This is a genomic window from Paraburkholderia sp. CNPSo 3281 (genome assembly GCF_024206515.1).
GTDB lineage: Bacteria > Pseudomonadota > Gammaproteobacteria > Burkholderiales > Burkholderiaceae > Paraburkholderia > Paraburkholderia nodosa.
In genome coordinates, this window is the sequence record NZ_JAMBPS010000001.1 from 185,074 (window position 1) to 205,186 (window position 20,113).

Annotated in this window: 15 protein-coding genes; 7 read left to right on the forward strand and 8 right to left on the reverse strand. The window is 65.2% G+C overall.

Annotated features, from left to right (window positions below; all coding sequences use genetic code 11):
- Positions 1 to 247: 247 nt before the first annotated feature.
- The gene (gene nadB / locus M3I56_RS00900; protein ID WP_028205262.1) at positions 248 to 1,849 is read left to right on the forward strand and encodes an L-aspartate oxidase; all 1,602 of its coding nucleotides are present in this window, start codon (positions 248 to 250) and stop codon (positions 1,847 to 1,849) included.
- 90 nt (positions 1,850 to 1,939) lie between these two features.
- Here the strand turns inward: nadB and nadC are convergent, their stop codons facing one another.
- The 5 genes from nadC to purN form a co-directional block, all read right to left on the reverse strand.
- A complete protein-coding gene (nadC, locus tag M3I56_RS00905; RefSeq protein WP_254352085.1) occupies positions 1,940 to 2,839 on the reverse strand; it encodes a carboxylating nicotinate-nucleotide diphosphorylase in 900 nt (299 codons plus the stop codon).
- Entirely contained in the window at positions 2,840 to 3,970 is a 1,131-nt protein-coding gene (nadA, locus tag M3I56_RS00910; protein WP_254352338.1) for a quinolinate synthase NadA, read from the reverse strand. It abuts the gene before it with no gap.
- A gap of 175 nt (positions 3,971 to 4,145) precedes the next feature.
- Entirely contained in the window at positions 4,146 to 5,342 is a 1,197-nt protein-coding gene (locus tag M3I56_RS00915; protein ID WP_028205265.1) for an acyl-CoA desaturase, read from the reverse strand.
- Positions 5,343 to 5,859: 517 nt separating this feature from the next.
- On the reverse strand, positions 5,860 to 7,251 hold the full coding sequence (locus M3I56_RS00920; RefSeq protein WP_254352087.1) for an RsmB/NOP family class I SAM-dependent RNA methyltransferase: 1,392 nt from the start codon (positions 7,249 to 7,251) through the stop codon (positions 5,860 to 5,862).
- On the reverse strand, positions 7,248 to 7,907 hold the full coding sequence (gene purN / locus M3I56_RS00925; RefSeq protein ID WP_028205267.1) for a phosphoribosylglycinamide formyltransferase: 660 nt from the start codon (positions 7,905 to 7,907) through the stop codon (positions 7,248 to 7,250). The genes M3I56_RS00920 and purN overlap by 4 nt, the downstream gene beginning before the upstream one ends.
- Before the next feature lie 189 nt (positions 7,908 to 8,096).
- Here purN and M3I56_RS00930 point away from each other — a divergent pair, with 189 nt between their 5' ends.
- The 6 genes from M3I56_RS00930 to dut all read left to right on the forward strand — a co-directional run bounded on the left by M3I56_RS00930 (position 8,097) and on the right by dut (position 15,409).
- Positions 8,097 to 9,089, forward strand: a complete 993-nt coding sequence (locus M3I56_RS00930; RefSeq protein ID WP_254352088.1) for a bifunctional riboflavin kinase/FAD synthetase — start codon at positions 8,097 to 8,099, stop codon at positions 9,087 to 9,089.
- Between the two features lie 141 nt (positions 9,090 to 9,230).
- A complete protein-coding gene (gene ileS / locus M3I56_RS00935; RefSeq protein ID WP_254352090.1) occupies positions 9,231 to 12,080 on the forward strand; it encodes an isoleucine--tRNA ligase in 2,850 nt (949 codons plus the stop codon).
- Positions 12,080 to 12,595, forward strand: a complete 516-nt coding sequence (gene lspA / locus M3I56_RS00940; protein WP_254352092.1) for a signal peptidase II — start codon at positions 12,080 to 12,082, stop codon at positions 12,593 to 12,595. Before ileS ends, lspA begins: the two co-directional genes overlap by 1 nt.
- 33 nt (positions 12,596 to 12,628) lie before the next feature.
- Entirely contained in the window at positions 12,629 to 13,858 is a 1,230-nt protein-coding gene (coaBC, locus tag M3I56_RS00945; protein WP_302056625.1) for a bifunctional phosphopantothenoylcysteine decarboxylase/phosphopantothenate--cysteine ligase CoaBC, read from the forward strand.
- A 67-nt stretch (positions 13,859 to 13,925) separates the two neighbouring features.
- On the forward strand, positions 13,926 to 14,930 hold the full coding sequence (locus M3I56_RS00950; protein ID WP_254352094.1) for an LLM class flavin-dependent oxidoreductase: 1,005 nt from the start codon (positions 13,926 to 13,928) through the stop codon (positions 14,928 to 14,930).
- Between the two features lie 32 nt (positions 14,931 to 14,962).
- Positions 14,963 to 15,409, forward strand: coding sequence for a dUTP diphosphatase (dut, locus tag M3I56_RS00955; RefSeq protein WP_254352096.1), 447 nt, complete (start codon positions 14,963 to 14,965; stop codon positions 15,407 to 15,409).
- Between the two features lie 54 nt (positions 15,410 to 15,463).
- Here dut and M3I56_RS00960 read toward each other — a convergent pair whose 3' ends face one another.
- From M3I56_RS00960 to clpS, 3 genes are all read right to left on the reverse strand, one after another.
- A complete protein-coding gene (locus M3I56_RS00960) occupies positions 15,464 to 16,879 on the reverse strand; it encodes an amino acid permease (RefSeq protein WP_254352097.1) in 1,416 nt (471 codons plus the stop codon).
- A 218-nt stretch (positions 16,880 to 17,097) separates the two neighbouring features.
- Positions 17,098 to 19,389 (reverse strand): ATP-dependent Clp protease ATP-binding subunit ClpA, encoded by a 2,292-nt coding sequence (gene clpA / locus M3I56_RS00965; protein WP_069262762.1) that lies wholly within the window; start codon positions 19,387 to 19,389, stop codon positions 17,098 to 17,100.
- Positions 19,386 to 19,700: an ATP-dependent Clp protease adapter ClpS gene (gene clpS / locus M3I56_RS00970; RefSeq protein WP_028205276.1), complete on the reverse strand. Its 315-nt coding sequence runs from the start codon at positions 19,698 to 19,700 to the stop codon at positions 19,386 to 19,388. The genes clpA and clpS overlap by 4 nt, the downstream gene beginning before the upstream one ends.
- Positions 19,701 to 20,113: the final 413 nt, after the last annotated feature.

A 20,113-nucleotide genomic window follows, 5' to 3' on the forward strand; every position in this document is an offset into this window, starting at 1 on the left:
AGACAGAAAAACCCCGCTATTTAGCGGGGTTTTTCTTTTTGCACGCCCGTCCCGCCCCGGTTCGCGCCATGCAACGGTGTTTTAACGGCGGCGCCCAAACTGCTGCTATCCGTTCGCTCCTCTCTCGGAGTATGCTTCCCGCTTTATACCGGCTGCCACACGCGTGTCATATGTCACTGGCGGCGCAGGACCGCGGCAAACGCGGCGGCCAGAAAGCGTAGAACAAGAGAGACGGAGAAGCAGGATCATGAATTTCGATGTAGCGATCGTCGGCAGCGGCCTCGCAGGACTGAGCGTCGCGCTGAATCTCGCCGGTTCGCGTCGCGTCGTGATCATCGCCAAGCGTGCGATGACCGAAGGCGCGAGCGACCGCGCGCAAGGCGGCATTGCCGCCGTGCTCGATTCGGCCGACAGCGTGGAGAACCACGTGGACGACACGCTCGTCGCCGGCGGCGGCCTGTGCGACGAGGCAGCCACGCGCTACATCGTCGAGCATGGCCGCGAGGCCATCGAATGGCTGATCGCCCAGGACGTGCCGTTCACGAAGGACGCCGCCGCCGAACTCGGCTTCCACCTCACGCGGGAAGGGGGCCACAGCCATCGCCGCATCATCCACGCCGCCGACGCCACCGGCCACGCGGTCGTGCAAACGCTGCTCGAGCGTGCACGCTCGCACCCGAACATCACGATCCTCGAAGACCATCAGGCGATCGACGTCATCACGTCCGACCGGCTCGGCCTGCCGGGCCGTCGTTGCCACGGCCTCTATGCGCTCGATCTGAAGAACGACCGCACGGTGACGATCCAGGCGCCGCACACGGTGCTCGCCACGGGGGGCGCGGGCAAGGTCTACCTGTACACGACGAACCCCGACACGGCCACCGGCGACGGCATCGCCATGGCGTGGCGCGCGGGCTGCCGGGTGGCGAACATGGAGTTCATCCAGTTCCATCCCACCTGCCTGTTCCACCCGCATGCCAAGTCGTTCCTGATTTCGGAAGCCGTGCGCGGCGAAGGCGGCGTGCTGCGCCTGCCCGACGGCACCCGCTTCATGCCCGCGCACGACGCGCGCGCCGAGCTGGCGCCGCGCGACATCGTCGCCCGCGCGATCGACTTCGAGATCAAAAAGCACGGCATCGACTGCGTGCATCTCGACATCAGCCATCAGCCGCCGGCGTTTCTCGAAGAGCATTTCCCGACCATCCTCGCGCGCTGCCGCGAATTCGGCATCGACATCACGAAGGAGCCGATTCCCGTGGTGCCCGCCGCGCACTACACCTGCGGCGGCGTCGTCACCGACCTGGCCGGGCGCACCGATCTCGCGGGCCTCTATGCGGTGGGCGAGACGTCGTACACGGGCCTGCACGGCGCGAACCGCCTAGCGAGCAATTCGCTGCTCGAGTGCCTCGTGATCGGCCGCTCGGCGGCCGAGGCGATCGAGGCGGAAGGCTTCAGCGCGGGCGCGCATGCGCCACTGCCCGACTGGGACGAAAGCCGCGTCTCCGATTCCGACGAGGAAGTCGTCGTGGCCCACAACTGGGACGAGCTGCGCCGGCTGATGTGGAATTACGTCGGCATCGTGCGCACCGACAAGCGGCTCGAGCGCGCCCAACATCGCCTCGCCCTGCTGCGCGATGAAATTCTCGAGTACTACGCGAATTTCCGCGTCACGCGCGACCTGCTGGAATTGCGCAACCTCGTCGAAGTCGCTTCGCTGATCGTGGAAAGTGCGCGCTCGCGCCGCGAGAGCCGTGGCCTGCACTACAGCCGCGACTGGCCGAACTCGCTGCCCAAGGCGCTGCCAACCGTGCTCGCGCCGGAGCGCGTACGCAATCGCACGGTTTCATGAGCCTGACAAACTAACAGCGCCGCAAAAACAAAGGCCGCCTCATCGCGAGGCGGCCTTTTCGTTCTGGTTCAGCTGGGCGAACTTGCGGCTTCAGACAATGCGCATCGAAAAGTCCGTCGCGCGCACGTCCTTCGTCAGCGCGCCAATCGAGACGCGGTCCACGCCCGTTTCCGCGATCGCGCGCACCGTGTCGAAGTTCACGCCGCCCGAGACTTCGAGCACCGCACGCCCCGCCGTGAGCTTCACCGCATCGCGCATCATGTCCAACGAGAAATTGTCGAGCAATACCGACTTCGCGCCGTGCGCGAGCGCCGTTTCGAGCTGCTCGAGCGTCTCGACTTCGATCTGGATCGGCACGCCCGCATCGAGCGCGAGCGCAGCGGCCATCGCCGCACCCACGCCGCCTGCCGCAGCAATGTGGTTTTCCTTGATGAGGATCCCGTCGTAAAGCGCAAGACGCTGGTTTGCGCCACCGCCCACGCGCACTGCGTACTTCTGCGCGAGGCGCAGGCCGGGCAGCGTCTTGCGCGTGTCCAGAATGCGCGTGCGCGTGTGCCCGATCATGTCGACGTAGCGGCGCGTCACGCTCGCCACGCCCGAAAGCAACTGCAGGAAGTTCATCGCGTTGCGCTCGGCCGTGAGCAGCGAGCGCGCCGGACCGCGCAGCGAGCAGACGGTCGTGTCGGCAGCCATGCGCTCGCCTTCGCGATAGTGCCAACGCACTTCGATGCGCGGATCGACCTGCTTCACCACGCCGTCGAACCAGAGCACGCCGCACAGCACCGCTTCTTCGCGCACGATGATGCGCGCGTCGCGCATTTCATCAGCGGGTACGAGACGGCCGGTCTGGTCGCCAGGGCCCACGTCTTCCTGGAGCGCATCGGCCACGTTGCGTGCGATCGCGGCGTCGAACGCCGCGCCGTACTGCGCGCGCACGTCACCCAGCACGGGCGCAACGGCATCCACTGCGAGCAATTCGAGTGCACCCATTTACGCGGCCCCCACTTGCGAGAATAGCGCGGTGTCGCGCGCGAGGTCGCCGCTCGCCTGCACGCGGCGCTTGTGTTCCGCCGCGAACGCCAGCATGCGATCGATCGGCAGACGCGCGCGCTCGCCGATCGCGCTGTCGACGTGGATCTCGTTGTGACCGCGCTCCAGCACGTCGACGAGATTTGCCAGACCGTTCATGGCCATCCACGGGCAGTGCGCGCAGCTCTTGCAGGTCGCGCTGTTGCCGGCCGTCGGCGCTTCGATGAAGGTCTTGCCCGGCGCCGCGAGGCGCATCTTGTGCAGGATGCCGAGATCGGTCGCGACGATGAAGCGTTGCGCGTCGAGCTTCACGGCGGCGTCGATCAGCTGGGTGGTCGAGCCAACCACGTCCGCGAGCGCGACCACGCTCTCGGGCGATTCGGGGTGGACGAGAATCTTGGCGTCCGGATATTCGGCGCGCAGCAGGTCGAGTTCGATGCCCTTGAATTCGTCGTGCACGAGGCAGGAGCCTTGCCACAGCAGCATGTCGGCGCCGGTCTTCTTCTGGATGTAGCTGCCCAGGTGGCGGTCCGGCGCCCACAGAATTTTTTCGCCCTTCGCGTGCAGGTCGGCGACGATCTCGAGACCGATGGACGACGTGACCATCCAGTCCGCGCGCGCCTTCACGGCGGCGCTCGTGTTCGCATAGACGACCACGGTGCGGTCGGGATGCTCGTCGCAAAACGCCGAGAATTCGTCGATGGGGCAACCGAGATCGAGCGAGCAGGTCGCGTCGAGGTCGGGCATGAGAATGCGCTTGTTCGGACTCAGAATCTTCGCGGTCTCACCCATGAAGCGCACGCCCGCCACGACGAGCGTCTGTGCCTCGTGGTCGCGGCCGAAGCGCGCCATCTCGAGCGAATCGGCCACGCAGCCGCCGGTTTCGTCGGCGAGCTCCTGCAACTCAGGATCCACATAATAGTGCGCGACAAGCACCGCCTTCTCGCGCTTGAGCAACGCGCGAATCCGCTCCTTCAATGCAACGCGCTCTGCCGTGGACGGCGCATCGGGCACGCGCGCCCAAGCCTGTCCAACGCCGCAAACGGCACCCTGCGGCCGGTCATATTCGACCTTCCTGATCGCCTGACTCATCATCTCCTGCCCCTACCGATCGCCGCGCGATTGAAGCCATTGTGGGGACTCCGGCTTTCTTGCGGCCCAAAAAGAAAAACCCCGCCAGCGCGGGGTTTTGTGACGTCTCATCATTCTAAAGGATTTTCTTACGCCCCACTGAGGGGCCAAAATCCGGTCAAGCCGATCAGGCCAATCAAGCGTAACGGCGCAGGCGCGAAGCAAATTCCTGCAGCGCCTTGATACCGCTTTGTTCAGCGCGATGGCACCAATCCTGGAGCTGCGTGAGCAGTTGTTCGCGCGAGGCGCTCGAACGCTCCCAGATCGCGGCGAGTTCGTTACGCAGTTCGATGTACGTGCGCAGCTTCTGGCTGTTCGCGAAAATTTGCGGAAGCTGGCGCTTCTGCGGCTCGTTCAGGCTGGCTTCTTCCTTGTCGAACCACTTGCGCGCACCGCGCATGACCTTGTACTTCTCGCGCTCGCCCACTTCCTTGAGGTGCGCGAGTTCCTGACGGTACGCGAGCTTCACGGCCTTGGCGTAACGCGCCATCACTTCGTAGCGATTGGACAGCACGGCCTGCAGCGTTTCGTGGTCGGGCACCAGCTTGCCCTTGGTGAGGCGCGGCGTGGGCGCGACCTTCTTCACCTTGGCAAGGCCAACCGCCTGCATCATGCGGATGTACATCCAGCCGATGTCGAACTCGTACCACTTGTTCGAGAGCTTCGCGGAAGTCGCGAACGTGTGGTGGTTGTTGTGCAGTTCCTCGCCGCCGATGATGATGCCGAACGGCAGGAGGTTCGTGCTCGCGTCAGACGAATTGAAGTTGCGATAGCCCCAGAAGTGGCCGAGGCCATTCACGACACCCGCAGCCCAGAACGGAATCCACGCCATCTGCACGGCCCACACGGTGAGGCCGACTGCGCCGAACAGCGCGACGTCGATCACCATCATGATGCTCACGCCGAGGATGGGGTAGCGCGTGTAGACGTTACGCTCCATCCAGTCGTTGGGCGTGCCGTGGCTGAAGCGGCGCAGCGTTTCTTCGTTCTTCGCTTCGGTGCGATAAAGCTCAGCGCCTTCGAGCAGCACCTTCCAGATGCCGCGCGTTTGCGGGCTGTGCGGATCTTCTTCCGTTTCGCACTTGGCGTGGTGCTTGCGGTGGATCGCCGCCCACTGGCCCGTGAGCATGCCCGTGGTCATCCACAGCCAGAAGCGGAAGAAGTGGCTCGCAATGGGATGCAGATCCAGCGCGCGGTGCGCCTGGCAGCGGTGCAGGTACACCGTCACGCCGATGATCGTGATGTGGGTGACCACCGCCGCGAACAGCACGATCTGCCACCACGAGAAATGAAGCACCCCGTGGGCGAGGAAATCAAGCAGGGAGTTCAACAAGGCATTTACCTGTGAAGCGAAGCGCGTCGGCCTTTCAGCCAGGCGCCAGTGTCAAGAAAGTGAAAGCGACTAGATGCGGTTGGACGGCATTCTACTAGAACCGTTCCAAGTGTTTGTAACAAAGGGAGATTTTTTTCTTTAATGGTTACGGCGTCAACGTCTGAAGGGCGTTTCGAGGCGCTTTGCCGCACCCCAACTGGCCCTTTCCGTGCAATCCGACCCCATCTAGTCTTTCACCGCGATCCCATGTTCCGCGCTCTCTACCCAGAATCCTAGTTCGAGTTGCACGGCGTCGCCTGAAAATTCGATGGGATACGGCGTTCGCCTGGAATCGGGTCTCGATGCCATACGTCACCCGGCCCTGAATACTGCCTGCGCTGATGATGTCGCCAATACGCAACGAGCGGTCGGCCGGCACGATGACCGTGATGGGGCACGATCTGCCGCACGAGCTAGTGCGGACCGCCCGGCTTGCCCCGGCCGGACGGTCCCGCAAACGTCGCTCCCGCCGCGCGTTTTACTCCAGCGCAGCGTCCGGCTCGGCGGCTTCGCTGTCCTGCGCCTTTGCGATCACGTCGGACGCCTCCTGCTCCGCTGCGGCTTCTTCGGGCGTCGTCTGCGCGCCGGCCGCCTTCGTCTTGGGCCTGGCTTCGCCGCGACGCTCCAGCACGGCGGCAAAGAAGCCGTCGGTGGCGTGGCGGTGCGGCCACAGCGAGAGGTAGTCGCCCGTGTCGAGGCCCACGCGTTGCTCGGCCAGCACCTCGCGTGCGCTCACCAGCACGAACTCGGGATGCGCCTCGAGGAACTGCTTCACGACCGCTTCGTTCTCGGCTTCGAGAATGCTGCAGGTCGCGTAGACGAGACGGCCGCCGCGCTTGAGCAGGCGCGCCGCGCTCGTGAGAATCGAAAGCTGCTTGGGCGCGAGCTCGGCCACCGACTCCGGCGACTGGCGCCACTTGAGGTCGGGGTTGCGGCGCAGCGTGCCGAGGCCCGAGCACGGCGCATCCACGAGCACGCGGTCGATCTTGCCGATCAGACGCTTGATCTTGGCGTCGTGCTCGCTGTCGATCAGCACGGGATTGACGTTCGAAAGGCCGCTGCGCGCGAGGCGCGGCTTGAGCTTGGCCAGGCGCCGGTCGGAGACGTCGAAGGCGTAGAGACGGCCCGTCGAACGCATCATCGCGCCGAGCGCCAGCGTCTTGCCGCCCGCGCCAGCGCAGAAGTCCACGACCATCTCTCCGCGGCGCGGCGCCAGCAGCGTGCACAGCAGCTGACTGCCCTCGTCCTGCACCTCGAACCAGCCGTTCTTGAACGCGTCGAGTTTCGTGAGCGCGGGCTTGCCCGTCACACGCACGCCGAACGGCGCAAACGGCGTTTCGCCGCCTTCGATGCCCGACTCGGACAGCGCGCGAATCAGCTCTTCGCGATTCGCCTTGATGGGATTGGCGCGCAGATCGAGCGGCGCCGGGTAGTTCAGCGCGGCGGCCAGTTGCGCGAGTTCGGCGGGCTCAAAGCGCGTTTCCAGCGCCTTCATGATCCACTCCGGCAGATTCAGCTGCACGCGCAGCGGCAGGCTCGTCGGGTCGATCTTCGCGACGTGCTCGAGCCAGGTGGCCTCGGCGTCCGATACGAACGGGCGGATCGCCGAGCGGCCTGCCGTCGCCATGAGGCCGAGCAGCGTGAGGCGGCGCGTCGGGCTGCCCGTGCCGCTTTCGGCCAGGTGCGCGAATTCCATGCGCCGGCGCAGCACGGCGAACACGGCTTCGGCGATCACACCGCGCTCAGCGTGGCCGAGCTTCGGATGCTCGCGGAAGAAGCGGCTCGTCACCGCGTCGGCCGGGCCCGTGAATTTGAGGACGTCGGCGAGCAACGTTTCGGTCTGTCCAATCAGAAATCCATGCAGTCTCATGCGCCCTCCCCGGCGGCTTGCGAGTCGTCAAAGAAGAGCCACTGTGGCTCGGCCGGCGTGAGCGTCACGCGTTCGCCGTCGAGCGCGAGGCGCCCTTCGACGAACCAGCGCACCGCGCGCGGATACATAAAATGTTCGGTCTTGAGCACGCGCGCGGCGAGCGCCGCGGCGTCGTCGCCCGCGCGCACCGGAACCACCGCCTGCGCGACGATGGGGCCATGATCGAGCGTCGGCGTGACGAAATGCACCGTCGCGCCGTGCACGCGGCAGCCGGCGTCGAGCGCCTGCTGGTGCGTCTTGAGGCCCGGAAACATCGGCAGCAGCGAGGGATGGATATTAAGCATCCGACCCGCATAATGGCCGACGAACGATTCGGTCAGCACGCGCATGAAGCCCGCCAGCACGACGAGGTCCGGCGCGTAGCCGTCGATGACTTGAGCGAGCGCCGCGTCGAAGCTGGCGCGATCGGGAAACTGGCGGTGGTCGACCACCGCCGTGGCAATGCCATTCGAAGCCGCGAACGCGAGGCCCGCGGCGTCAGGACGGTTGGCAATCACGGCGGCGATACGCGCGCCCCAAGCCTCCTGCGCGCAAGCGCGCACGATGGCTTCCATGTTGCTGCCCCGCCCCGAAATCAGGATGACGAGATTTTTCATCCGCGGATTTTATCATCGGGGCGCCTGCTCAACGCTCGCGCGGCGGCGATCGTCGCCTCGTGCGTTTATAATCTTCTGTTTCGTCGCGGTCCTTGGGCCGCGAATGGCCAGGTCAGTCGGTCAGCAGTCGATCATTAGCACGCGTGCTGCGCCAGCGCGCTTTTCGAGGTTCCACCAGGTTCCGCTATCGTGAGAGTCTTCCGCGGTCTTCCCAATGCCGAAAGCCGCGCGCCCTGCGCGCTGACCATCGGCAATTTCGACGGTGTCCACCGCGGGCATCAGGCATTGCTCGCGCGCGTGCGCGCGGCAGCCGACGCGCGCGGCCTGCCCGTCTGCGTGATGACCTTCGAGCCGCATCCGCGCGAGTTCTTCAACCCGGCCAGCGCCCCGCCGCGCATCGCCATGCTGCGCGACAAGCTCGAAGCGCTGCGCGAGAACGGCGTGGACCGCGTCGTGGTCGAGCATTTCAACCACACGTTCGCGAGCCAGTCGCCCGAGGCGTTCGTTGAGCGCATCATCGTGGGCGGACTGCACGCGCGCTGGATGATGATCGGCGACGACTTCCGCTATGGCGCGAAGCGCGCGGGCGACTTCGCTTCGCTGCAGGCCGCGGGCGCGCAGCACGGCTTCGAAGTCGAGCAGATGGCGACCGTGGCCGACCCTTCGGGCGTGCGCATTTCCAGCTCCGCCGTGCGTGCGCAACTGCACGCCGGCGACCTCGACGCCGCGCGCGCTTCGCTTGGCCGCGGCTACCACATCAGCGCGCACGTCACGCACGGCCTGAAGCTTGGCCGCGACCTCGGCTTCCCCACGATGAACCTGCTGATCGGCCACAAGCGGCCGGCTCTCAAGGGTATTTTCGTCGTGATGGTGCATGGCATCGCCGACCATCCGCTGCCGGGTGTCGCGAGCCTCGGCCTGCGCCCGACCGTGGACGACTCGGGCCGCGTGCTGCTCGAAGTGCATCTGCTCGACTGGCACGGCGACGCCTACGGCAAGCTCGTGCGCGTCGAGTTTCTCAAGAAACTGCGTGACGAGGAGAAGTTTCCCGACCTCGAAACGCTCACCGCCGCGATCGCCCGCGACGTGGCGAACACCCGTGCGTGGTTCGCCGCCGCGGGCGCAGACGTGGCCGGCGGCGCATCCACTGGCTTTGCCACCTCGGCCACCGACCGAATTTGACCCGCGGCCCGCATGCGCGGGCTGCCCCGCCCCCAGGCGCCGCGTGCTCAAAGCACGGCATGCAGCGCCCGCGGCGACGGTTGCGCGGCATCGGCCGCAACGCTGACGCCATGCATCCCCCGAATTCCAAGTGATCTCACCATGAGCGACAAGAAAGCATCCTCCGGCAAGCCGCAGAAGTCCGAATCGAAGTACCCCGTCAACCTGCTCGACACCCCGTTTCCGATGCGCGGCGATCTGCCCAGGCGCGAGCCGCAATGGGTCAAGGAATGGGAAGAGAACCAGGTCTACGAGAAGATCCGCGCGGCTTCGAAGGGCCGCAAGAAGTTCATCCTGCACGACGGGCCGCCGTATGCGAACGGCGACATCCACCTCGGCCACGCGGTGAACAAGATCCTCAAGGACATGATCGTCAAGGCGCGCAATCTCGCGGGCTTCGACGCGGTCTACGTGCCGGGCTGGGACTGCCACGGCATGCCGATCGAAATCCAGATCGAAAAGCAGTTCGGCAAGTCGCTGCCCGCCCAGGAAGTGATGCAGAAGGCGCGCGAGTACGCGGCCGGCCAGATCGAGACGCAAAAGAAAGGCTTCAAGCGCCTGGGTGTGCTCGGCGACTGGAACAACCCATACAAGACGATGAACTTCGCGAACGAGGCCGGCGAGATCCGCGCACTCGCGAAGATCATCGAGAAGGGTTATGTATTCCGCGGCCTCAAGCCCGTGAACTGGTGCTTCGACTGCGGCTCCGCGCTCGCTGAAGCCGAAGTCGAATACACGGACAAGACCGACCCGACCATCGACGTGCTGTTCACGTTCGCGCAACCCGCCGAAACGGCGGCCGCGTTCGGCCTGCCCGCGCTGCCGCGCGAGGAAGGCGGCATCGTGATCTGGACCACGACGCCCTGGACGATTCCGTCGAACCAGGCGCTGAACGTGCACCCGGAAATCGACTACGCGCTCGTGGACACGCAACGCGGCCTGCTGATCCTCGCCGTCGAACGCGTGGAAGCGTGCATGAAGGACTTCGGCCTCGACGGCAAGATCGTCGCCACGACGAAGGGCGAGAAGCTCTCGCTGCTGCGTTTCAATCACCCGCTCGCCTCGGCGCACCCGGGCTACAAGCGCACCTCGCCGATCTATCTCGGCGACTACGTCACGACCGACACCGGCACGGGCATCGTGCACTCGGCGCCCGCTTACGGCGTGGAAGACTTCGTGTCGTGCAAGGCGCACAACATGGCGGATTCGGACATCATCAGCCCGGTGATGGGCGATGGCCGCTACATCGAATCGCTGCCGCTCTTCGGCGGCCTCTCGATCTGGGCGGCGAACCCGAAGATCGTCGACGCACTCGACGCCGCCGGCACGCTCTTGCGCAGCGAGAAGTACCTGCACAGCTACATGCACTGCTGGCGCCACAAGACGCCGATCATCTACCGCGCCACTTCGCAGTGGTTCGCGGGCATGGATGTCACGCCGAACGACGGCGGCAAGACGCTGCGCGAAACGGCGCTCGAAGGCATCGAGGCGACGGCGTTTTACCCTTCGTGGGGCAAGCAGCGCCTGTACTCGATGATCGCCAACCGCCCGGACTGGACGCTTTCTCGCCAGCGCCAATGGGGCGTGCCGATGGCCTTTTTCGTGCACAAGGAAACCGGCGAGCTGCATCCGCGCACGCTGGAGTTGCTCGAACAGGTGGCGCAGCGCGTGGAAAAGGAAGGCATCGAAGCGTGGCAAACGCTCGATCCGCGCGAGCTGCTCGGCGACGACGCCAACCTGTACGAAAAGAACCGCGACACGCTCGACGTGTGGTTCGACTCGGGCACGACGCACTGGCACGTGCTGCGCGGCTCGCACAAGGACGAACTGCAGTTCCCGGCCGACCTGTACCTGGAAGGCTCGGACCAGCACCGCGGCTGGTTCCACTCGTCGCTGCTCACGGCTTCGATGCTCGACGGCCGCCCGCCCTACAACGCGCTGCTCACGCACGGCTTCACCGTGGACGGCGAAGGCCGCAAGATGTCGAAGTCGCTCGGCAACGGCGTCGATCCGCATGAAGTGGCGAACCGTCTGGGCGCGGAAATCATCCGTCTTTGGATCGCCTCGACCGACTACTCGGGCGAGCTGGCCATCTCGGAGGAGATCCTCAAGCGCGTGACGGAAGGCTATCGCCGCATCCGTAACACGCTGCGCTTCCTGCTCTCGAACCTCTCGGACTTCGACTTCGAGAAGCACGCGCTGCCCGCGAGCGAATGGCTCGAGATCGACCGCTATGCCGTCGCGCTCACGCATACGCTGCAAAACGACGTGCTCGCCCACTACGACCGCTACGAGTTCCACCCGGTGGTGGCCAAGCTCCAGACGTTCTGCTCGGAAGACCTGGGCGGGTTCTACCTCGACGTGCTGAAAGACCGCCTCTATACGAGCGCAGCGGACTCGAAGGCCCGCCGCGGCGCGCAAACAGCACTGCATCACATCACGCATAGCCTGTTGCGCATCCTCGCGCCGTTCCTTTCGTTCACGGCCGAAGAAGCGTGGAAGGTATTCCAGCCGCAAAGCGAAACCATCTTCACCGAAACCTTCCACGCCTTCCCGGACGTCGAAGGCGCGCCGGAGCTGATCGCCAAGTGGACGCTGCTGCGCGAAGTGCGCGGCAACGTGACGAAGGCGCTCGAAGAGGCGCGTGTGGCGAACCAGATCGGTTCGTCGCTGCAGGCCGAAGTGCGCATTCTCGCAAGCGGCGCGCGCTACGACGCGCTCGCCTCGCTCGGCGACGACCTGAAATTCGTGCTGATCACCTCGGCGGCGGAAATCGTGAAGGTCGATAGCGAAGCGGAGGAAGGCGTCGAAGTGGTCACTTCGAAGTACCTCAAGTGCGAGCGCTGCTGGCACTACCGCGAGGACGTGGGCGCGAACGCGGAGCATCCGGGCCTGTGCGGCCGCTGCGTCGTGAATCTGTTCGGCGACGGTGAAAAGCGGAGCGCGGCATAATGGCAAAAACCCTGTCGAAGCAGTCCAGGTCGAACGGCGCGGGCGGCACGCTCGCGCCGTGGCTCGGGGTCGCGGTCATCGTGATCCTCGCCGACCAGCTCACGAAAATCGCCATCAACAAGGTGTTCAGCTACGGCGAAGGCCGCGTGATCACACCGTTCTTCAACCTCGTGCTGGTCTACAACAAGGGCGCGGCGTTCAGCTTCCTTTCGGCGGCGGGCGGCTGGCAGCGCTGGGCATTCACGCTGCTTGGCGTAGTGGCGGCGCTCGTGATCTGCTATCTGCTCAAGCGCCACGCCACGCAAAAGCTCTTCTGCACGGCGCTCGCGCTCATCATGGGCGGCGCGCTCGGCAATGTGATCGACCGCCTGCTGTACGGCCACGTGATCGACTTTCTCGATTTCCACGTGGGCGGCTGGCACTGGCCGGCGTTCAACCTCGCCGATAGCGCGATCTGCATCGGCGCGGCGCTGCTGGTGTTCGACGAACTGCGGCGCGTGCGCGGCGCGCGCTGAGTGTGTGGGCTGCACGGTTATAGGAGCTGTGACTTGAACACGTCCGCTGCAAACCCAGGCGAACTGGCCGGCCGTCACCTCGTGCTCGGCATGACGGGCGGCATTGCCTGCTACAAGATCGCCGAGCTCACGCGCCTGTTGACCAAGGCCGGCGCGACCGTGCAGGTCGTGATGACCGAGGCCGCCACGCAGTTCATCACGCCGGTCACCATGCAGGCACTGTCGGGCCGCCCCGTCTACACGAGCCAGTGGGACGGCCGCGTGCCCAACAACATGGCGCACATCGATCTCTCGCGCGAGGCCGACGCCATCGTCATCGCGCCCGCCTCCACCGACTTCCTCGCCAAGCTCGCCCACGGTTTCGCCGACGACCTGCTCTCCACGCTGTGCGTGGCGCGCGACTGCCCGCTGCTGGTCGTGCCCGCGATGAACCGGCAGATGTGGCAAAACCCGGCCACGCAGCGCAACGTCGCGCAACTGCGCGCGGACGGCATCGAAACGCTCGGTCCCGATTCCGGCCCGCAGGCGTGCGGCGAGATCGGCGACGGGCGCATGCTCGAACCCGAGGCCGTGTACGAGGCAATTGTCTCGTTCTTCGCGCCGAAGGTGCTCGCGGGCCGCAAGCTCCTGATCACGGCCGGCCCGACCTTCGAGCCGCTCGATCCCGTGCGCGGCATCACCAACCGCTCGAGCGGCAAAATGGGCTTCGCGCTCGCGCGCGCCGCGCAGCAGGCGGGCGCCGAGGTGCATCTGGTCGCCGGCCCCGTCGCGCTGGAAACCCCGTGGGGCGTGTATCGCGAAGACGTGCAGACCGCCCGGCAGATGTACGACGCGGTCATGCGCGCCGCGACCGACGCCGATGTCTTCATCGGTGTGGCGGCCGTGGCCGACTGGCGCGTCGATCATGTCGCCGAGCACAAGATCAAGAAGACGGCCGGGCACCGCATGCCGACGTTCACGTTCGTCGAGAACCCGGACATCCTCGCCTCGGTCGCGGCCTTGCCGAATCCGCCTTACTGCGTAGGCTTCGCCGCCGAAAGCGGCGACCTCGACGTGCACGGCGAAGAAAAGCGCGCGCGCAAGAAGGTGCCGCTGTTGATCGGCAATCTCGGCCCGCTCACCTTCGGTCAGGACGACAATGAAGTCGTGCTGTTCGAGGCGGGCGGCCGCAAGCCGCTGCCGCGCGCGGCCAAGCAGGCGCTCGCGCAGACGCTCGTCGCCGAAATCGCGCGGCGTCTGCCGGACCCGAGCATCATCTCGTGACGCGCGCGCCGGCGCACCCGTGTGCCGGCGTTGGGCGCCGCGAACACAGGCAAGGAGCAGTACAGCCATGACACTGCTTTCCGTACTCGACCAGTCGCCCGTCATCGCCGGGCACAGCGCGGCAGACGCCATCGCCGCCACCATGGAGCTTGCACAGCTCGCCGACGACCTCGGCTACACGCGCTACTGGTGCGCCGAGCATCACGGCCTGCTCGGCGTATGCAACCCCTGCCCCGAAGTCATGCTCGCGCGTCTGGGCAGCGTCACGAAGCGCATCCGCATCGGCTCGGGCGGCATCATGCTGCCCTATTACAGCCCCTTCAAGGTCGCCGAACAGTTCATGATGCTCGAAGCGCTCTTTCCGGGGCGCGTCGATCTCGGTGTCGGGCGTGCGCCGGGCGGCGACATGCGCACAGCGCAGGCCGTGGCCGCTGGCGCGTACAACCGGGGCGACCAGTTCACGCAGCAGGTGCAGGATCTCGTCGGCCTGATGGACGGCACGCTCCCCGCCGATCATCTCGCGAGCGGCGTCGTGCTGCAGCCGCAGATCCAGACGCGCCCGCAGCTCTGGGTGCTCGGTTCGAGCGACTTCGGCGGCATCCTCGCGGCACAGCTCGGGCTGCGCTTCTCGTTCGCGCACTTCATCAACGCGCACTTCGGGCATCTCGTGGCTGAGGCGTATCTCGACCGCTTCAAGCCGGGCCACGAAGCGAAGCCGTATCTCGCGTGCGCCGTGTTCGCGATCTGCGCCGACACCGAAGCCGAAGCCGCCGACCTCGAAAAAGCCGTCGACCTGCGCCGCGTGCAGATGGCCTACGGCCTGAACGCGCCGATCCCGAGCCTCGAGCAAGGACGCGCGCAGGAATACGGCGAGCGCGAACAGATCGTGATCGACCGCGAGAAGCCGCGCAGCGTCATCGGTACACCCGAGAGCGTCACCGAGCGTCTTCTTGCGATCAAGGACAACTTTCGCGCCGACGAGCTCATCGTGCTGACCGTTGCGGGCAGCTACCAGGCCCGTCTGCGCTCTTACGAACTTCTCGCCGAAGCGTTCCAACTGCCTCGCGCCTGAGCGATCCACCACCGCCCCATCATCCTGACTTCATGAAAATCGACATCAAGATCCTGAACGAGCGCATGCGCGACCAGCTGCCCCACTACGCCACGCCGGGCAGCGCCGGCCTCGACCTGCGCGCGTGCCTCGACGCGCCGATCACGCTCGAACCGGGCGAGACCAAGCTCGTGCCGACGGGCCTCGCCATCCACGTGGCCGATCCGGGCTACGCGGCGCTGATCCTGCCGCGCTCGGGTCTTGGCCACAAGCACGGCATCGTGCTCGGCAACCTGGTCGGCCTGATCGACTCGGACTACCAGGGCGAACTGATGATTTCGACCTGGAACCGCGGCCAGACCAACTTCACGCTCAACCCGCTGGAGCGCCTCGCGCAGCTCGTGATCGTGCCGGTCGTGCAGGCGCAGTTCAACATTGTCGACGACTTCGAGGCGAGCGAGCGCGGCGCGGGCGGTTTCGGCAGCACGGGCAAGCACTGACCCAAGCGGTTGCGCTGGCAACAAAAAAGCACGCCTTGGCGTGCTTTTTTGCGTTTAGGCGGAGGCTTCGGTTTGTTGCGCCGCGCCGGGGCGCCGGCGATACCAGAGCGCATACACCACCACGAGCACCGCGAGAAACGCAAGACCGTAGGCCAGTGTCATGCGGAATTCACGCGTAAAGGCTGTGCCGGCCAGAATGCCGAGCATCAGCAGCGCGCCCAGCACGCTCGTGAACGGGAAGCCCCACATGCGGAACGCGAGCGGCGCGCCGCCTTCGCGCGCCTGTCGCACCCGGAAAAAGATCTGCGTGACGAAGATCATGAACCACGTGAACATCGCGCCGAACATGGCGATCGACATCATCAGCGTGAACGCTGCCTGCGGCCAGAGTGCGTTGAGCACGGCCGCCACCGCAATGCCGATGGTCGAGAGCGAAAGCGCCGCCGTAGGCACACCGTGACGCGTGAGACGCCCGAACGCCGCCGGCGCGTAACCCGCGCGCGAGAGGCTGAACATCATGCGGGTGGTGATGTAGAGCTGGCTGTTCATGGCCGAGAGCGCCGCCACGAGCACGACGAAGTTGATCGCCCCCGCCGCGTAAGGCACGCCCGTTGCGGCCATGACCTTCACGAACGGGCTCTCATTGCCGCCCGCCTGGGTCCACGGCACGATGGCGAGCATGAGCGCGAGCGTGAGCAGGTAGAACAGCACGAGGCGCAGCACGGTCGCGCGAAACGCACGCGTGACGGCGCGTTGCGGGTCCTGCGCCTCGGCAGCCGCCACGGCGATCGTCTCCACGCCCAGGTAGCTGAAGAGCGAGACGATCGTCCCCACCCACACGCCCCACCAGCCGCGCGGCAGCAAGCCGCCGTGCGACGTGTAGTTCGCAAAGCCCACGCCGGAGCCGGCTGGCGAGCGCCACACGAACCATGCACCCAGCACGATGAACGCGACGATGGCCGCGATCTTGAGGCTCGAAAACAGATATTCGATGGCGCCGTACGCGCGCACACTCATTGCGTTCACAACGATCAGCGCTGCTGAAAATCCGACGATCCAGTAGAGCCCCGGCACGTGGGGAAACCAGAATTTCATGTAGACCGCGATTGCAGCGACTTCGGTGCCCACCGCCAGCACATACGCCGACCAGTACGCATAGCGCACGACGAAGCCGGCGAGCGGCCCGATATAGTGCTCGGCGTATGCGCCGAACGAGCCCGATACCGGATGCGCAACGGTCATCTCCGCGAGCGCGCCCATCAACAGCAAGGCGATCAGCGCGCCGATCGCGTAGGAAATGAGTACGCCGGGCCCGGCGAAAGAGATTGCGAAGCCGCTGCCGAGAAAGAGCCCGGTGCCGACTGCGCCACCGATGGCGATCATCGTCATCTGCCCGGCGGACAAGCCCTGACGCAGCCCTTGTTCGCGCTCGACGATGGCTTCGAACGCGCCCGATTTACTTGGTACCACTGTTACACCCCTGCTTCGCGCGAGACGCTACTGAGCGCTGCACATCAAGAAAACGCCGACGGCGGGACAAACGCACATTTTACCGGTTGACGGCTGGCGCGCCTGCGCGTCACGGCGCAGCCCCTGGATCCGCCGCCCGGCCCCAAAACAAAAAACGGCGCAGTCCTTTCGGACTGCGCCGTCTTGCCTGAAGGCTGTTTGCGCAGTAGCGCCGCCGCTTATTCCACTTCGACCGCTTCCGGATTGCGCGGCGCCGGCTGCTCGTCGAACGTGAGCTGGACCTTGTCTTCCGCATCGACGTCCACGGTCACGCGTCCGCCGTTCATGAGCTTGCCGAACAACAGTTCGTCGGCGAGCGCACGGCGGATCGTGTCCTGGATCAGGCGCTGCATCGGCCGCGCGCCCATGAGCGGGTCGAAGCCGTGCTTGGCCAGATGCTTGCGCAGCGCGTCGGTGAAGACCGCGTCGACCTTCTTCTCGTGCAGCTGGTCTTCCAGTTGCATGAGGAACTTGTCGACCACGCGCATGATGATTTCCTCATCGAGCGCACGGAAGCTGATCGTCTGATCGAGCCGGTTGCGGAACTCCGGCGTGAACAGGCGCTTGATATCGGCCAGTTCGTCGCCCTGCTCGCGCCGGGTCGTGAAGCCGATCGTCGACTTGTTCATCGCTTCGGCGCCCGCATTCGTCGTCATGATGATGATGACATTGCGGAAATCCGCCTTGCGGCCGTTGTTATCGGTCAGCGTGCCGTGGTCCATCACCTGCAGCAGCACGTTGAAGATGTCCGGGTGCGCCTTCTCGATTTCGTCGAGCAGCAGCACGCAGTGCGGCTTCTTCGTGACGGCTTCGGTGAGCAGACCGCCCTGGTCGAACCCGACGTAGCCCGGCGGCGCGCCGATCAGACGGCTCACCGCATGGCGCTCCATGTACTCGGACATGTCGAAGCGGATCAGCTCGATGCCGAGCGTAAACGCGAGCTGGCGCGCCACTTCGGTCTTGCCGACGCCGGTCGGGCCCGAGAACAGGAACGAGCCGATTGGCTTGTCCGTCTTGCCGAGACCCGCGCGCGCCATCTTGATCGAAGCCGAGAGCGCGTCGATGGCCGGATCCTGGCCGAACACCACGGCCTTGAGATCGCGGTCGAGCGTTTGCAGCTTGCTGCGATCGTCCTGCGACACGCTTTGCGCCGGCACGCGCGCGATCTTCGAAATGATCTCTTCGATCTCGCTCTTGCCGATGGTCTTCTTCTGCTTCGACTTCGGCAGAATGCGCTGGGCCGCGCCCGCTTCGTCGATCACGTCGATTGCCTTGTCGGGCAAGTGACGGTCGGTGATGAAGCGCGCCGACAGTTCAGCGGCCGCGTTCAACGCGCCCGACGAATACTTCACGCCGTGGTGCTCTTCGAAGCGCGACTTCAGACCGCGCAGGATCGCCACGGTTTGCTCGACGGTCGGCTCGACCACGTCGACCTTCTGGAAGCGCCGCGACAGCGCCGCGTCCTTCTCGAAGATGCCGCGGTATTCCGTGAACGTCGTCGCTCCGATGCACTTGAGCGTGCCCGACGAGAGCGCCGGCTTGAGCAGGTTCGACGCATCCAGCGTGCCGCCCGACGCGGCGCCCGCGCCGATCAGCGTATGAATTTCGTCGATGAACAGAATGGCGTGCGGACGCTCTTTCAGTTCTTTCAGCACCGTTTTGAGGCGCTGCTCGAAGTCGCCGCGATATTTCGTGCCTGCCAGCAGCGCGCCCATGTCGAGCGAGTAGACCTGCGCATCCGCGAGAATGTCCGGCACTTCGCCGCGCGTAATGCGCCAGGCGAGCCCTTCCGCGATCGCGGTCTTGCCGACACCGGCCTCGCCCACGAGCAGCGGATTGTTCTTGCGGCGGCGGCACAGCACCTGCACCACGCGCTCCACTTCCAGTTCGCGACCGATGAGCGGATCGATCCGGCCGTCCTTCGCCATCTGGTTCAGGTTCTGCGTGAACTGGGCGAGCGGGGTTTCCTTCTGGCCGGCGGCGTCTTCGGCTTCGGCATTCGCGTCGCTGGCCTTGGCGGCTTCGCCGCTGCCCGTCTTCGCGATACCGTGCGAAATGAAATTCACGACATCCAGACGCGTGACGCCCTGCTGCTGCAGGTAGTACACCGCGTGCGAGTCCTTCTCGCCGAAGATGGCGACCAGCACGTTCGCGCCCGTCACTTCCTTCTTGCCGTTGGAAGTGGACTGAACGTGCATGATCGCGCGCTGGATCACGCGCTGGAACCCGAGCGTCGGCTGCGTATCGACGTCATCCGTGCCGGGTACCGTAGGGGTATTGTCGTGAATGAAGTTGCGCAGGTTCTGTCGCAGGTCTTCGATATTGGCGGCACACGCGCGCAGCACTTCCGCCGCTGTTGGGTTGTCCAACAGCGCCAGCAGCAGATGCTCAACCGTTATGAACTCGTGCCGTGCCTGACGTGCTTCCATGAACGCCATGTGCAGGCTGACTTCCAGTTCCTGGGCAATCATGCTTCCTCCATCACACACTGCAGCGGATGCCCGGCCTGCCGTGCGTGGGTAACGACTTGCTCAACCTTGGTCGACGCGATGTCTCGCGTATAGACCCCACAAACACCCCTGCCCTCGCGATGGACCTTCAACATGATCTGCGTTGCGGTCTCGCGGTCCTTATTGAAATATTCCTGCACGACCATCACGACGAATTCCATCGGCGTGTAGTCGTCATTCATTAGCACGACCTTGTACATGGAGGGCGGTTTGACCTTTTGCTCCTGCCGCTCCACTACGGTTGAATCCTGCTTGTCCGGGATAATCGCCATACACCCATTCTAAACAACTCGGACAGGCCCGCAATCCTGCCGTAACCTGACCGGCCGGCCGGTGAACCCGGCGCTCCCGACCTGCGACCCGCTGCAAGCAATTCATGCGCCCTGGCCCGGCCCCGATCCCCTGGACCGGCTGCGGGGCCGGTACACAATCCTGCTCTCAGCAGCTTTCACGCCACCGTTGAATTGAGTATCGCACAACCTTGACGTTGCCGTGGGAAGCGACTGTAGGCGCCCGCACGCTCAGTGTCAGATTCCATGGTGCGGTGCATCGCATATGCGTCACCTGCGCGATTTTTCAAGACGCTCTCCTGCACCTGCTTTATGCACCGGTGCTTAGCGTCGGCGAAAAGCAGGAAAAACCCTGGAAATGCGCTCTTTACAACGCGTCAAAGGGCGTCTCAAAA